This window comes from Enterococcus sp. DIV2453a, assembly GCF_050533535.1.
GTDB lineage: Bacteria > Bacillota > Bacilli > Lactobacillales > Enterococcaceae > Enterococcus > Enterococcus faecalis.
This window is the reverse complement of record NZ_CP172899.1, coordinates 1,122,043-1,136,359: the sequence shown is the minus strand read 5'-3', so window position 1 is coordinate 1,136,359 and position 14,317 is coordinate 1,122,043. Positions and strand designations below refer to the sequence as shown.

Genomic DNA, 14,317 nt, shown 5'->3' with positions numbered 1-14,317 from the left:
TTTTATTAAAACTGGCCACCCAATTGGGATTGAATATACACACGACAGATGACCGAAGCATCCAACCATAGTGGCTGATGAGAGAAAAATTGAAGCGTGTGATTGCCGCGTTCGATTTTTCCATCTGTTGTTTTTCGTAAATAACTCAAAATGTTTAGCCGTTGTTGTTGCAATGATAGTTGGGGTAATTTTTTGCCATCCACTACCAAATCAATGTTCGTTACAGAATGCGAAGGTCCTTTAGCAGTTGCCTTGAACGTTAATTCTGCGGTGTTTATATAAAGAATGTCCTCGTCAAAGTATAAATTCAGCTCCACTGGCTGTGTCTTGCTAAGTTCTCCTTGTATTGAACGATTTAAAAGTGTCGTCGCCCCTTGTGCGTAAGTTTCGCTAATCTCTTGTTTCCGACTGAAAGCTGTCATGGTACTATGAATTGTTTCTTGCAGATTTCCCAACTCTAGCTGAATGTCTTGGGGGGCACCAAAGACATCTTTTTTACTTTCTTTTTTGATACGAAGGTTGACACTCCCAAATTCATTCGTATTAATCATGATAACCGTACCCAACCGCAAACGATCGATTGCCAAAGGTTGATCTGTTAATTTAATTAAATCAGCTGCAGTCACTACCCAAGAAACTTGTGGTTTGGTCCATTCTTCTAACATTCGCAAAGCATTTTCCTTTAATGCCTTGGGATCAGAAAAACGCTGTTCTACCCAAATTGACTCCAATAAACCATAGCGGTCAATTGCGGCCTTGTTCTCTAAATACGGAACCCCTTGATTGACCGAGCGAATATTGACTTTGTTAACACCTTCGCCTGAACCTAATGGATAAATCCGATTGATTAGCATCTTGGGATTATGTTCTATTTCAAATCCTTGCATATTGTAACCTTCTTGAATTCGCGCAACTGGTTCTGTTGGTGGTTTGACTAATGAAAGTTCAAAAGGATAGACCTCTGTATTCCATTGCCAAAGATATTCCTCTTCGAAATCGGCTGGGATGCTAAATAAAGGCTCGACTAGCCCATTTTCATTCTCCCATTTATAGGTTAATTTCCTTGAAAAATCACATTTTTTCAGGACCCAATGCTTTGTTTTTTGTTTATTCAATAGAAATTGAATGGCTTCTTTCGTTGTTTTGTTTTTAATTTCGTGACAACCAAATAGGACAGTATCGCCTAAGGTACATAATGCTTCTGTGGCAGAGTAGTGAATTTGATTATTGTTCGCATCTTTCTTAATTGTGGTTGGCATCACGCGATATAAACCAATATATTCATTCTCATTGTCGGTCAGTTCCACCCATTGCATTTCTGCAATAAATTCATTTTTAGGATCATCTAGTGGCATGGTAAAATCTAAACTGCCAATTTTGTTCTCTATTTTTTCATAACTGACTTGATAGGCATTATCCAAAATTGCCGTATATGTTCTTTTCAAATCCAGCGCCATTAACATTTAATCACCCTCCTACACAAATCGGTTAGGATAGCGAATCGTCAAGCGGAAGTCGCTATCTTTGGCTTGAATATACAGCGGTTCATTAGGATATAGATAAAAATCGTTCATTGGTCGAATCATCGGTGCACCATTTTTTGTCAGATAAAAATTTTCAGTATCAATGATAATTTCCGAACGATCAAAGTCTCCTAAGTTAATTGTATCGTTCCGTGTTTTAATCCAAACACCACGTCCGGTTCCTGTTAAAATAATGGTCGGTTTGACTTTTAATCCTTCAACCGTAGGATAAATTTCAATTGGCCGAACTTCTTTGCCTAAATCCCCCATCGTGTAAGCCCGATTTTGAAACGTAATCATGGTTGATCCCCAATAAGCCCCGCCTTCAATTAAAATTGGAAAATCAACTGCACCTGAGCCTGTATTCCCCATTAAGTAATTTGCTTGAAATGTAATGGTTGGCGAACCCCACATCACACTAGTCGCATCACTCCGTGTGTATTTATACGGATCAGAAAGCAATAAAGTAAAGGTGCCTGTTACTTGGTTAACGCCTTCGGGTACATCACTCACTGAAGACTTACTACCAAACCACAGCATTTCCGGTTCATCGTTAAACCAAATAGAAACGTCTTTTTCCGTAAACAAAGCAACATTTAAATGATTAAATGCATCTCGAAACGCTTCATTATTCACAGCTGAAAGTCGATATTTGACTGTTAATTCTCGTTCTGGAATCCGCGCATAAACGTGGCGTTTGCCATCACGAATCCCTAATTGATAGCTTTCAATTTCGCTTGGAACTAATTCTCGTCCTGAAACTGATAATGTTTGATAGCCAGGGATGACTTTTTCTAAAAATTGACCGTTAAAATTCAACGCTTCTGAAGGAAGAGGCGTTGAATGAGTTGCTTGATTGGTATCAACAAATTTATACATGTTATCCTCTCCTTCCTAAGCGGTTATTTTGTTTCACTTGTTGTCGTTGTAACTCTGTTGCTAAATAAGGCGCCGTAGTTGCTGCGACAACTTTCCCATCTAACGTTGACTCTACTGTCACAAATAATGGTCGATTGTATGCATCATTTTCTAAACGATGGTCAATCGTTGCTGTGAAGTTTCCTCGACCAGCTAAGTCCAGGGCAAAATCATTTAACAGCGGTAAGTCTAAAATAGAAGCCATTGCTCTACTAACGGCTGTTTCGCCTGCATAAATCCCCGTAGCAATCGTGCCGCCGAAATTCAATTTATGCAAATCAGATAAGGGACCTTCTTTTGCTGGTGAAAATGGTAAAAAGTTACGAATTTTACTGACGACCCCATCGATTGCTTCTTTGGCTTTTCCAATTGCGCCTGTAATTCCATCAGCAATCATGCCGACAATATTCGCACCGGCATCGGTGAATTTTGAAAACCAACCTTGGATTGCTTGCCAAGCACCTTCAATTACAGAACCAATGGCAGTTTTTACCTGATTGGCTGCATTGGTAACCCCATTTTTGATATTTTCAACTAACTGTCCGCCCGAAGCTAACAGTTGACCAAAATAAGAACCAATCTTCGTGATCATTTGTGAGATTAATGTTCCTGCTGCGGACAGCAAGGCACCCAATAGACTGAGTACACCATTAATTAAGGCTTGAATCAGTTGAATCCCAGCACTTAACAACTGTGGCAACGCATTGATTAACGCACCCATTAAAGCGGTAATGAGCGTAATTGCTGCAGTAACCAGTTGCGGTAAAATTGAAATAATCCCTTGGATCAAAGCCATTAGCAATTTGACACCTGCGCTGATGATTTGTGGTAAGGCACCAATTAAGGCATTTACCAATGTCAAAATTAAGGTAATAGCTGCCGCAACTAAGGTTGGTAAAATCGAAATAATTCCTTGAATTAACGCCATTAACAATTTGACACCTGCGCTGATAATCTGTGGCAAGGCACCTACCAACGCAGTCACTAACGCTAGAATAATCGTCAGCGCTGATTGAATTAACTGAGGTAAAATCGTCATAATCCCAGTGACTAATGCCATCAAAATTTGTAAACCAGCAGTCAAAATCAACGGTAACATAGTAACAAATGCATTGACTAAGGCTGTGATAATTGAAACACCTGCTGTAACTAGCATTGGTAACGCTGTGACAAAAGCTGTCACTAATGTAGTGATGATATTAATCGCTGCAGTTGTAATTGTTGGCAAGGCGGTGACAATCGCATTAACTAAAGTCATTAATAAGCTCAAACCAACTTCTATCAACATTGGTAAGACTGTTGTAATCCCCTGAATCAACGTAGTAATAATTTGTGTTGCCGCTTCAATTAAGACTGGCAAATTGGCAACGATCGCACCAACAATTAACGTAATTAAACTAGATAACGCGGTTACGATGCTTGGAATAGCTTCTGTTATTTTCCCGAGAATACTGGTTAAGACGGTTGTAAAAAGTTGTATAACTTTCGGTAGATTAGCTGCCAACATTGTTGTAACAGATGTAATCGTGTTACCTAAATTATCAAAGACTTGGGTAATACCACCCGCACTCAAATCACCGGTTTTCATCCAGGCCGTCACGAATGAAACAATCAAGGAAATAATTAGACCAAACGGCCCAGAAATTCCTAATGCAGCCAGTGCAACTTTTGTCAGAACTTTTACCAAAAGACCAACCGCTAAACCAGCTTTGTCAAAGGTGCCACCAAATTGCCCTAATAAGTTACTACCTAATTGCAAACCACTGGCAAAAACGCCTGTTAGCACACGACCAATTGTTGAAAAAATAGTCGCCATTTTCTCTAAGCCTACTGCAAAAAATTGTTTAAAAACTGCCATTACTTGCTGAAAGGCCGGCTGGATCTGTTGTAGCAATCCTACCAATTTGCCAAACGCCGCTGAAACAGCTCCTTGAATGGCACTAGCTAAGCTATTGATACTATTTCTAAATGTTTCATTGGTTTTATAGAAATAAATAAACGCTGCTACCGCTGCTAAAACGGCTGCTACAATTAAAATTAACGGTCCTCCACTTAAGGCACTAAAACTAGCACTTAGTTTTGATAAGCCACCACCTAACTTCCCAATGTTTCCTTTTACAAGAACCAAACCATCACTAAACTGTTGAAATTTTTGCTGAGCCATCGTTACCATAATCAGCATGGGCCCAATGGCGGCTAAAATGCCCATAATGGCAACAATAAAAACTTGGACGGGTTTTGGTAATTTGATAAATAAATTCACCAAAGCTGTAATGCCTTTGACGACTGTGATAACCACTTGAACCAAAATTTCCATTCCTGGAGCCATCACGCTTTGAATCACTTGTGCCGCCGCTTCAAATGATTGATTCATCTGAGTCAATGCCCCTTGCAACTCGCCTTGCAATGAATCAGAAATCCCTCCTGCACTAGCCATAATCAGTCCTTGCATTCCTTGAAATTCGCCACTGACCCCAGCACCGACGCCCATAGCTGTTTTTAAAACGTTCAGCATAGGTAAGGAAACGGCACTAGTCATGGCCGTCCCAAAGCTCAGCATATTATTTTGTGCATTAGTAAAGCCATCAGAGGTTTCTTTCCCCGCTTTTTTAGCTGCTTCACCGGCTTGTTCAGCAGAATCTGTTAACGCTGTGTTCATTTGATCTGCTGCCTTTGCTGTTTCGTCTCCTGTTTTTTTCACTGTTTCTCCAGATTGTTGCATGACGGTTTTAAATGTGTTCATGACCGTGGCTGACTGATTGACACCCGCACTAATTTTCCCTAAATATCCACTTAATAAGGCATACTCACCGCTCATACTTTTTAATGCTTGTTGGACGCCTGCAAGGCTTTTCTTTGCCTCCGATAACGGCGTTTTTTCTTTGTCATTCTCCATCTACTCTCCTCCCTTCTCGATAGCGGCGTAGACGCTCTGCCACAGTGGCAAGTTGCGTTTTTTTCCGCTCATTTAATTTTGTTCGTTGTGGCTGGTTAGCTGCCAGAACTTCAGCAACTCGTTTTTCATAATCATAAAAACTTTTAAAGCTTTCAAAAACGGGTTTTCCTTTTTTGTTTGTCGCTTGCGCTTTAACATTTAAGTAGGCAAGCTCGTGCCTTTTCCGCTCTTCATCTACTTCTGCTAAATTAAAAGCAATCATTCGTAATTCAAATTCAGACATGGTCATCCGATCCACTTCTTCAAATGAGCGACAGCCTAAGTAGCGAAAAGCAGAAAGAGCGATGTCGTGATACACGTCATCGCTCGTTTTAATTAGTTGGTCGCTTGCGCTTCTGCTTTCTTCGCTTCTTTGCTGAACTGATCGATCATTGGTTTTGTAAGAGGTTGCTTTCCCATTTCTTTAAGCAAGTCATCTGAAAGTTTTTTGACATCTTGGGTCATTAACCATGCTTCAATTTCCGACTTACCTATTTTTAATTGCCCACTTTGTAAAGCTTCCATGATGTCAACTAAGATTACTGGATTGTATTGGCGTAAATAAATCATTGCTGAACTGATGCCCATGCCGAATTTGGCAGCGCCATTTTCAATTTGGTAACGTTTATCTAATTCGCGAATCGCGCCAATCGTAAATTTCACTTCAATTGTTTTTCCGTTAATCTCTAAATTCATTTTTTATCCTCCTAAAATTCAACACTTTTTTGATTATGCGCCAGGTTGTGGTGCTTTATCTGGAACGGTATCTTGGAACGCATATTGTGCTTCCGCAATAATATCTGCTTCTACTGTTGCAAAGCCATCTTGTGGTTTGCCATTAATAGAGGCTTCTGTTTCGATTTCTACTAATTCTTCTACATTGGCTGGTAAACTCCATGAATTTACATAACCTTGGGCATAAATTGCTGGATATTTACCTTCCGCATTTTTTTCACCTTTTAAATCAACATCCCAAAATTCCATTAAGATGCCATCTTCAACTGCGTCTTTCATGTATAAATTTTCATCATCGCGAGAGGCTAAACCGCTTAACGATAACGTAACTTCTAAACCAGAAACAGCATTCGCAACGCCATCTTTTGTTTGCGTACCGCTCGATTCACGTGAGAATTCCCATTCATGTTCAATTTGAAATAAGGGTTTCATTGCTTTCTTTGTCGCTGCTTCATCCAAGCGACGAACTAATAAAATACGGTCTTTTCCTTGCATAACTTCTCCCATTGATAATTCCTCCTAGTAAAATTGCATGTGTAATGGTAGTACAGCATGCCAAATTGTTTTTTTCATTTGTTTGGTATCTTTTACCATTTGTGCTTTGACTTCTTGATGTTTGATACCCCAATTAAAATGAGCCGTTCGTTTTAAGTTACTGGTTGCCTGCCGTAAAATCGTTCCTTTAATTGTAGAAATTTGTTGTCGTTCAGATAACGCACCATAAACATGCATTATTAATTCAATTTCTCCCAAAATAGCTGATTTAGTTGGCTTAGGTAATTCTTTACTATCACCTAAATAAACAAATGGCTGATCTGGTAAATCTGTCGGCAGTTCCTCTAGCAACAAAAATCCTGACGTCTGGCAGATTGCAACAAGGGCTTCATATAACTCTTGTTCCGCTTCATTCATTTTTAGCGCCACCTTTCCATTCAAAAAATTCAGGATTGGTTAACAAATTGGCTCTCTTCTAGTCAAAATGAAGGATCTTGAAAGTAGCCGGCATTTTCTGCTCCTTCATAGCTGACACAAGAAAGCAGTCAAAATCATAGAATTCCGTGTCTTCATTTTTTTGGTTGCCTCACGTTTATCTATCTCTTTCGACACTATTAATTTACCATGTTGACACCTGAAAAAATTCCACGCTTTTTCCATGTTTACATCCCTAGTTCATCCGCCACCGCTTCAAAGAAATGATTTCTTAATTTATAGGCTTGGCTTTTACTAATAAATAATTGCTGGGCAAGTCCAATTAATGTTAAAGAGGGCCGTTTTTTCATATATAGTTCTTCAATAATCACGCGCGTTTGTTCATCCGCTTCAGCTAAACAATTTTTGATAATGTCTCGATTTCTCTCTAAGTTCCACAGACGACGATCCATAGCTATCGTAATCGCCATTCGTTCGGTCACTACAGAGTGAAGTCCTTGTCCTCTAATACCAGCATTTAAATCTGCTTCTTGATAAGGGTGCCGTAATTCTTCTTCCCGTTGCCGGATATACTCATCTGTTTTATAAAAGTCTGCTAAAATATCTTTGATATAATTAAATGTTGACGTACGCATTGGTTAATCTCCTTTACTTTTATTCATTTAAAAGTGTTAATCGATAAATAAAATAACACTCTTTCGACATTTCTAAGCCGTGACGAATCACTTCATCTGAATAACCGAGCCAAATTAAATAGAGATACTCGCTTTTTGTAAACGTTGCGGCCTTAATGGATTGGATGGGTCTTGATTGATCCATCGACCAATTACCGATTGCTTGTCCTAATTCTTGAATTTCCTGCATAATAAGTTTATTTTTTTGACTTGCCCAATCGGGATATTGATTCATTAGTTGTAAGAGTCGTTTTCTTTTTTGTGCTTTTTCGCTTTGTTGCTTTGAAATATCTTTAAATACAACGCTTTTCATTTCAAATAAATCTTTTTTACGTTTTGTTAAATTACTCATGTTTACGGCCTTCTCTTTCACCAATTAGATAACCTAACATTAGTGTCATTGTCCAAAAGATAAACCCAATAATAATTGTTAACATATTTATTTCACACTCCTCATTCGTTTGTCTGTTGTGTCTTTATATTGGAAAACATAGCCACTGGCGTGCTTCATTAGACGAGAAATAATGCGTGTTCCATAGGCCTCCACCAGTTGTTTTCCAGAAAAATTAGTAGTAAAAATAGTTGCTTTATTCTGTCTAGCTTCTAAAATTCGATTTAAGATGTCATTATTAAAATCCGTACTAACTTTATTTTTAATTCCTAATTCAGCACCTAAATCATCTAAGACCAAAACGTCTGCTTTTTTCATTCTAGTAATATACGCTTGAGCCTTTGCTTGGCTTTTGGTCGACTCATTCATGGACATTTTTAGTTTTTCTAATAACTCAGAGTAGCTGACAAATAAACAATACTTTTGATATGCAGAGCGTTCTAAGACTTCAACTAAAATACTGATAGCCAAATGACTTTTACCGACACCAGGTTTCCCTGAAAAAATAACGTGGATTGGCTTTCCTTCAACAATCGCTGAAACTGCTGCTAAGGCCCGTTCTTTTGCTTGTCTTGTTTCTAATTCAGTGGTTTGGTAATTGGTTAAGCGACATTGCCGTAGCGCATCATCAGCAATTAAGGACCCTTGATGAAAAAATTTTTGTGTACGCGCCATAAAACTCTCTTGAGAACGTTGTTGAGTGGCTTCTTGTTCATGTTTTTTTAGCATTTTATACCCACACGACCAACAAGTTGGGGCACAACGTTCTGTGCCATCTTTATTTTTTTGTTGCCAAACATATTGTTCACTGCCACATTCAGGACAACGGTCTTCAACTTTTTCTAACAATTGACTCAATAGTATTTGAAAAGTTTGATCTGTCGCATGCATACTGATTTCCTCCTTTCTTTAAAAACCTAACTCTTGATATTCTTCTGTCATTTGCGGCGTATGCTCCAACACTTGTTTTTTATCATTTATCAGAACTTCATGTACGGATAAATAATTTTGCTGCTCCCAACTTTTCAAAATAGCATTTATATAGCCGTAATTCCGTTTATTTCGATCAACGGCAATTCCTAAAGCATGCAAGATTAATTGGCATGCTTCCTCTTGGCCAGCCCCTTTTTGCATAAAATCTTGCAACCAATACTTAAAATCTTGGCTTGTTTTTGAGGCCAGTGTACCAAAGCCGTTTTCCTCATAAAAATGATAAATCATCTTTAAACAATCGTTTTCTGAACTACTACCTTGACTCTGACCTAACTTAGACTGGACTATGCTTTCCTGTGGTAACCGTTGGTAGTCAGCTGGTTGACCACTGACAGACGATTCTACTTTAAACGTATAAGCTTTGCTATTTTTTTCAACAATCTGATTTTTCTCTTCTTGATACAAGGTTGGTTTGTAACGATCACTGCGAATATAATTATGAATTTTCCAATGTTTGATAACGATCACACCACTTTCAAATACTAGAATAAATTTTTTAACCATTAGCAATTTTAGATCGTCTTCCCCACAACCAACCATTCGCTGCAATTTTTTGGGATTATTGATAAATCCATCATCATCGGCACGCATCGCTAAATGAAAATACAGGGCCTGACTTGATAAAGGCATATCTAAAAACGCATCACTATCAATAATCGTTTTTGCAAACATGCGTCGTTCTGCCAATCCGCTTCTCTCCTTTTGACTAAATTATTGTTACTCTGTTAGTAATTCCATGAGGCCAATCATACCAATCACGATGACCCCAATTTTTATTGAGACACTGCTTATTAATAAAATAATTGCTAAAAGTAACATATCCGACAACGTTTTTTTATAATTCCGACTCATTTCTTCACCCTTTCCACCAAAATACGGTTTTCCGAACAAAGTGTTTAAAAAAATTAGTTCAGTTAACCGAACATTTGAATGGCTCTATCTTAGCATCAAATATTTTCACTGTCAACTCATAAGTTCGGTTTTGTGAACTGCTAATTTTAATTGAGATTGTTACTTGCCTTCTCTAAACAGGTATAGTATACTTTGAGACAATAGGAGGTTCGGAAATATGAACATTTTTGCTATCCGTTTAAAAGAGGCTTTAACAGCCAAGAATATCAAACCTAGTGAATTAGCGAAAAAAACTGGCATCGGTAAATCTTCGATCAGCGATTGGCTAGCTGGTCGTTACGAAGCAAAACAAGACAAAGTTTATCGCATTGCAGATGCATTAGACATTAATGAGGCCTGGTTGATGGGACAAGAAGTTCCCATGGAAAAAAATGCCTCAACTATCGACCGCATTTATAAAAAATTAGAACCCCAACGACAAGCCATCGTTTATCAATTTGCCGAACAACAATTACACGAACAACAAACGCAAGCAGAAATTCTCTCATTCCCTCGCCGTGACGAAATGACACTGGCTGCCCACGCTGGGGATCCAGAAAAGATATTTTCAAAAGAAGAAATCGAGAAAATTCACGATTACTTGGATGAAATTGATGCCAAATATCAACAATCGATTTCTTCTGACAAAAAAGAGGATTAACTTCCCATCTACTCTTTTTATTAAGTAATGGCAGGTGAATGGTAAAGTGAATGATTATGAAAAACTCGTCAGTTCCATTCAAAAGGATGTGACGGTTTTAGAAATTGATTTATACAATCAAACAGGTTGTTATGGGTTGTATCGAAATGGCAAAATTTATATTGAAAAAACATTGAGTACCCGTCAAAAGAAGAACATTTTAGCCGAGGAATACGGGCATTATCAAACATCCGTTGGCACTATTTTAAATCAAAATTGTACAGAAAATCGGAAGCAAGAGTTGAAAGCCCGCAATGTGGCCTTAGAGCAATTAGTTACATTAGACGATTTAATTCGTTGCTCTGAAGCTGGCTTAAGTAACCATTATTCTTGTGCTGAATTTTTGGAAATCGATGTTGAAACATTAAAAAATGTGATTACGTACTATCGACAAAAGTATGGCGCCACTTATCTTTATAAAGGACGGATTTTTGAATTTAGGGATTATTCTGTGGTGGTATTAAATACTGGGTTAACTTAAAAAGCATGGAACAAAATCAATAAGGATTTTGTTCCATGCTTAAAAGTATTCTGGAAAATTCAAGAGCGGTTTTTGTACCAATGGTTAATATGTCCAACGCCAAGCATAAGATTGGGGACAAGTATAAGGACGAATATAAATGACGGCCAAAATCCGATGAACTGAATAATATGTTCCCGCATACTATGTAGTACAAAGAAGAACAGAAAAAAGTACAGGGAACTCTTGCCTGAACCCATTTCTTTTAAATAACGATCTCCATTTTTATAGAAACCAACAATTCTTTTCATTTTTGCACCTCCATGACTATTTTATCAAGAAATCATGAAAAGAAAAAGCACACCATTCGTCTGGTGTGCTTTTTCTTTTTAATTATTCACCTTGATTCAACTTACGAATCAACTCATCAATGTGATTTCCGTATTGGACAGATTCGTCTCTTTCAAAAATCAACTCTGGTGTTTTATACAAGGTTAACCGTTGTCCTAATTCTTTACGAATCAGTCCTTTGGCTTTGTCTAAGCCTTGTTGAGCTTTTTGTTGTTCGGAAGCTAAATCAGATAACAAGCTGTAATAAATCGTTGCTTGTTGTAAATCACCGGTCACACGAACATCTGTAATAGTGATGCCTTGGACGCGTGGATCTCTGATGCGTTTGTTCAAGATATCATTCACTTCACGCATGATTTCTTGACCTACACGACGGTCACGATAATTTGCCATAGTGTCTTCCTCCAATTACTAAAATTATTGTTTGATTTCTTCCATAATGAAGCCTTCAATCGCATCATCTACACGTAAATCATTGAAGTTTTCAATCATAGCGCCACATTCAAAACCAAGTTTGACTTCTTTCACGTCATCTTTAAAGCGTTTCAAGCTTGCTAATTTACCTTCATAAATAACAATACCATCACGAATGACACGCACGCCACTATCGCGGCGAATAAAGCCTTCTGTAACATAACAGCCAGCGATTGTGCCAACTTTAGATACTTTGTACAATTCACGAACCGTCATTTGACCCGTAATTTTTTCTTCAAATTCTGGATCTAATAACCCTTTCATCGCTGTTTCGATTTCTTCTAGGGCTTTATAGATAATACGGTGTAAACGAATATCAACTTCTTCTTGTTCTGCTTGTTGTTTCGCTTGTGGTGTTGGGCGAACGTTAAAGCCGATAATAATCGCATTACTTGCTGCGGCTAAAGTTACGTCGCTTTCATTGATGGCCCCAACTGCCGCGTGAACAATTTTCACACGAACGCCTTCTACATCAATTTTTTGTAAACTTGCTGAAACGGCTTCGGCAGATCCTTGTACGTCTGCTTTGACAATGATATTAACTTCTTTTAATTCGCCTTCTTTTAGGCTTTCAAATAAGTTATCCAATGTCACACGGCTACTTGCTGAACGTTGTTCAAGCAACGCACGTTTAGCCCGTTCTTCCCCTGCTTGACGTGCTGTTTTTTCATCTTCAAAGACCACAAAACGATCACCCGCTTGAGGAACATCATTTAATCCGGTAATTTCTACAGGAGTTGCGGGTCCTGCTTCTTTATCACGGCGGCCCATGTCATTGGTCATCACACGAACACGTCCGTAAGTATTACCAACAACGATTGGATCACCAACATGTAAAGTTCCTTGTTGAACGAGTAATGTCGCAACTGGACCTTTACCTTTATCTAAGCGCGCTTCAATCACTGTTCCAATTGCTTTTTGCGTTGGATCAGCTTTTAAGTCTTCTACTTCAGCAATCAATAAAATATTTTCCAATAGCTCATCAATGTTTTGATTGAATTTCGCTGAAATATTGACGAAAATCGTATCTCCACCCCATTCTTCAGGAATTAATTCATGTTCACTTAATTCTTGTTTCACATGATCAGGGTTCGCACCAGGCTTATCAATTTTGTTAACTGCTACAATAATCGGCACTTTTGCCGCTTTCGCATGGTTAATCGCCTCGATTGTTTGTGGCATTACTCCATCGTCCGCTGCAACAACTAAGATGGTAATATCAGTGATGCTGGCACCACGCGCGCGCATACTTGTAAAGGCCGCATGTCCTGGTGTATCTAAGAACGTAATTGGTTTGCCATCAATATCTAACTGATAGGCACCAATATGCTGCGTGATACCGCCTGCTTCACCTGAAGTCACACGAGAATGGCGCAATGTATCTAATAATGTTGTTTTCCCGTGGTCTACGTGTCCCATGATTGTGACAACAGGGGGACGTGTAGTTAAGTTTTCTTCAACAACTGCTTCTGGTTCGAAGAATTTATCAATGTCCGCAATATCAACTTGAACTTTTTCTTGCGGTTCCATGCCATAGTCCACAGCTAATAATTCAATTGTATCTTTATCTAAGGCTTGGTTTTGGTTAACCATGACACCCATCATAAATAATTTTTTGATGATTTCCGCTGGTTCGCGGTGGATTTTTTTCGCAATATCCGCCACGTTCATACCTTCTGTATATTCTAAAACATCTGGTAATTCACGGAATTTACGTGCTGGTACTGCTGGCTTCGCTGATTCTTGTTGATGTTTGCCTTTTTTCCCTTTTTTGTTGAAACGATTGCGGTTTTGGTTATTAAAGTTATTCCGGTTATTACGATTTTGACCGCCACCAAAATTGTTGTTACGGTTTTGGCCGCCACGGTTTTGGTTGTTCCCGCCATTGTTATTTTGGTTGGTCCGATTTTGATTCGTTGTAGAACCGTTATTGTTTTGGGTATTGCGGTTTTGATTGTTTGTATTTGTTTGATTGCTACGGTTTTGTGTGTTGCTTTGGCCGTGACGATTTTGGTTGTTGTTGTTTCTTTGTTGTCCATTCGTTGATTGATTGTTTGGACGATTTTGGTTATTTCTTTGTTCACCAGGTTTATTGTTCATTGGTTTCTTATTGGCTGGTTTATTTTGTGTTGTTTGTTGCTTTTGGTTGTTTGTTGCTTTTGATTGAGTATTTACGGTACTTCCTCCTCCGAATGCTTGACGAAGCTTTGTTTCTTGCTCGGAACTAATTGCGCCCATATGGTTTTTAACATCCATACCTAATTGATGCGCTTTATCGACAACGTCTTTGCTTGCTTTATTCATTTCTTTTGCTAGTTCATAAATTCTTTTTTTTCCCATGC

General features: G+C 38.4%; 17 protein-coding genes. 2 read left to right on the top strand and 15 right to left on the bottom strand.

The features are described from left to right. Positions 1 to 5 precede the first annotated feature (5 nt). From IGK03_RS05710 to IGK03_RS05655, 12 genes are all read right to left on the bottom strand, one after another. Positions 6 to 1,463, bottom strand: a complete 1,458-nt coding sequence (locus IGK03_RS05710; protein WP_202334811.1) for a phage tail protein — start codon at positions 1,461 to 1,463, stop codon at positions 6 to 8. A 12-nt stretch (positions 1,464 to 1,475) separates the two neighbouring features. After that, positions 1,476 to 2,402, bottom strand: coding sequence for a distal tail protein Dit (locus IGK03_RS05705; RefSeq protein ID WP_002365553.1), 927 nt, complete (start codon positions 2,400 to 2,402; stop codon positions 1,476 to 1,478). Position 2,403: 1 nt separating this feature from the next. Continuing rightward, positions 2,404 to 5,337 (bottom strand): phage tail protein, encoded by a 2,934-nt coding sequence (locus IGK03_RS05700; RefSeq protein WP_202334810.1) that lies wholly within the window; start codon positions 5,335 to 5,337, stop codon positions 2,404 to 2,406. Then, on the bottom strand, positions 5,327 to 5,695 hold the full coding sequence (locus IGK03_RS05695) for a hypothetical protein (protein ID WP_002361692.1): 369 nt from the start codon (positions 5,693 to 5,695) through the stop codon (positions 5,327 to 5,329). Before IGK03_RS05695 ends, IGK03_RS05700 begins: the two co-directional genes overlap by 11 nt. Positions 5,696 to 5,712: 17 nt before the next feature. After that, positions 5,713 to 6,072, bottom strand: a complete 360-nt coding sequence (locus tag IGK03_RS05690; RefSeq protein WP_002357848.1) for a tail assembly chaperone — start codon at positions 6,070 to 6,072, stop codon at positions 5,713 to 5,715. A gap of 33 nt (positions 6,073 to 6,105) precedes the next feature. Beyond that, positions 6,106 to 6,618 (bottom strand): phage major tail protein, TP901-1 family, encoded by a 513-nt coding sequence (locus IGK03_RS05685; RefSeq protein ID WP_002381948.1) that lies wholly within the window; start codon positions 6,616 to 6,618, stop codon positions 6,106 to 6,108. 12 nt (positions 6,619 to 6,630) lie between these two features. Further along, the gene (locus IGK03_RS05680) at positions 6,631 to 7,047 is read right to left on the bottom strand and encodes a hypothetical protein (RefSeq protein WP_002382237.1); all 417 of its coding nucleotides are present in this window, start codon (positions 7,045 to 7,047) and stop codon (positions 6,631 to 6,633) included. Positions 7,048 to 7,268: 221 nt separating this feature from the next. Further along, complete coding sequence (locus IGK03_RS05675) at positions 7,269 to 7,676, bottom strand: RinA family phage transcriptional activator (protein WP_002360491.1); 408 nt, start codon at positions 7,674 to 7,676, stop codon at positions 7,269 to 7,271. Between the two features lie 19 nt (positions 7,677 to 7,695). Next, a complete protein-coding gene (locus tag IGK03_RS05670; RefSeq protein ID WP_025192052.1) occupies positions 7,696 to 8,088 on the bottom strand; it encodes a hypothetical protein in 393 nt (130 codons plus the stop codon). 66 nt (positions 8,089 to 8,154) lie between these two features. Then, positions 8,155 to 8,997: an ATP-binding protein gene (locus IGK03_RS05665; RefSeq protein ID WP_002375035.1), complete on the bottom strand. Its 843-nt coding sequence runs from the start codon at positions 8,995 to 8,997 to the stop codon at positions 8,155 to 8,157. A gap of 18 nt (positions 8,998 to 9,015) precedes the next feature. Beyond that, a complete protein-coding gene (locus IGK03_RS05660; RefSeq protein ID WP_202334942.1) occupies positions 9,016 to 9,771 on the bottom strand; it encodes a DnaD domain protein in 756 nt (251 codons plus the stop codon). Between the two features lie 45 nt (positions 9,772 to 9,816). Then, positions 9,817 to 9,951, bottom strand: a complete 135-nt coding sequence (locus IGK03_RS05655) for a hypothetical protein (RefSeq protein WP_010713474.1) — start codon at positions 9,949 to 9,951, stop codon at positions 9,817 to 9,819. Between the two features lie 217 nt (positions 9,952 to 10,168). Between IGK03_RS05655 and IGK03_RS05650 the strand changes: the two genes are divergently transcribed. Together IGK03_RS05650 and IGK03_RS05645 are read left to right on the top strand one after the other, a co-directional pair. Further along, positions 10,169 to 10,651: a helix-turn-helix domain-containing protein gene (locus IGK03_RS05650; protein WP_002357856.1), complete on the top strand. Its 483-nt coding sequence runs from the start codon at positions 10,169 to 10,171 to the stop codon at positions 10,649 to 10,651. 34 nt (positions 10,652 to 10,685) lie between these two features. After that, positions 10,686 to 11,171: a toxin-antitoxin system toxin component gene (locus IGK03_RS05645; protein ID WP_016617233.1), complete on the top strand. Its 486-nt coding sequence runs from the start codon at positions 10,686 to 10,688 to the stop codon at positions 11,169 to 11,171. 59 nt (positions 11,172 to 11,230) lie between these two features. Here the strand turns inward: IGK03_RS05645 and IGK03_RS05640 are convergent, their stop codons facing one another. From IGK03_RS05640 to infB, 3 genes are all read right to left on the bottom strand, one after another. Then, a complete protein-coding gene (locus tag IGK03_RS05640; RefSeq protein WP_010713476.1) occupies positions 11,231 to 11,461 on the bottom strand; it encodes a hypothetical protein in 231 nt (76 codons plus the stop codon). A gap of 82 nt (positions 11,462 to 11,543) precedes the next feature. Further along, positions 11,544 to 11,894, bottom strand: coding sequence for a 30S ribosome-binding factor RbfA (gene rbfA, locus IGK03_RS05635; protein ID WP_002360497.1), 351 nt, complete (start codon positions 11,892 to 11,894; stop codon positions 11,544 to 11,546). Between the two features lie 24 nt (positions 11,895 to 11,918). Beyond that, a complete protein-coding gene (gene infB / locus IGK03_RS05630; protein ID WP_002375041.1) occupies positions 11,919 to 14,315 on the bottom strand; it encodes a translation initiation factor IF-2 in 2,397 nt (798 codons plus the stop codon). Between the last annotated feature and the right edge of the window lie 2 nt (positions 14,316 to 14,317).

Bases quoted from the DNA above. Each gene is read 5' to 3' on its own strand.
- IGK03_RS05710 (WP_202334811.1), bottom strand. From the start codon at position 1,463: ATGTTAATGGCGCTGGATTTGAAAAGAACATATACGGCAATTTTGGAT.
- IGK03_RS05705 (WP_002365553.1), bottom strand. From the start codon at position 2,402: ATGTATAAATTTGTTGATACCAATCAAGCAACTCATTCAACGCCTCTT.
- IGK03_RS05700 (WP_202334810.1), bottom strand. From the start codon at position 5,337: ATGGAGAATGACAAAGAAAAAACGCCGTTATCGGAGGCAAAGAAAAGC.
- IGK03_RS05690 (WP_002357848.1), bottom strand. From the start codon at position 6,072: ATGAATTTAGAGATTAACGGAAAAACAATTGAAGTGAAATTTACGATT.
- IGK03_RS05685 (WP_002381948.1), bottom strand. From the start codon at position 6,618: ATGGGAGAAGTTATGCAAGGAAAAGACCGTATTTTATTAGTTCGTCGC.
- IGK03_RS05675 (WP_002360491.1), bottom strand. From the start codon at position 7,676: ATGCGTACGTCAACATTTAATTATATCAAAGATATTTTAGCAGACTTT.
- IGK03_RS05665 (WP_002375035.1), bottom strand. From the start codon at position 8,997: ATGCATGCGACAGATCAAACTTTTCAAATACTATTGAGTCAATTGTTA.
- IGK03_RS05660 (WP_202334942.1), bottom strand. From the start codon at position 9,771: ATGTTTGCAAAAACGATTATTGATAGTGATGCGTTTTTAGATATGCCT.
- IGK03_RS05655 (WP_010713474.1), bottom strand. From the start codon at position 9,951: ATGAGTCGGAATTATAAAAAAACGTTGTCGGATATGTTACTTTTAGCA.
- IGK03_RS05650 (WP_002357856.1), top strand. From the start codon at position 10,169: ATGAACATTTTTGCTATCCGTTTAAAAGAGGCTTTAACAGCCAAGAAT.
- IGK03_RS05640 (WP_010713476.1), bottom strand. From the start codon at position 11,461: ATGAAAAGAATTGTTGGTTTCTATAAAAATGGAGATCGTTATTTAAAA.
- rbfA (WP_002360497.1), bottom strand. From the start codon at position 11,894: ATGGCAAATTATCGTGACCGTCGTGTAGGTCAAGAAATCATGCGTGAA.
- infB (WP_002375041.1), bottom strand. From the start codon at position 14,315: ATGGGAAAAAAAAGAATTTATGAACTAGCAAAAGAAATGAATAAAGCA.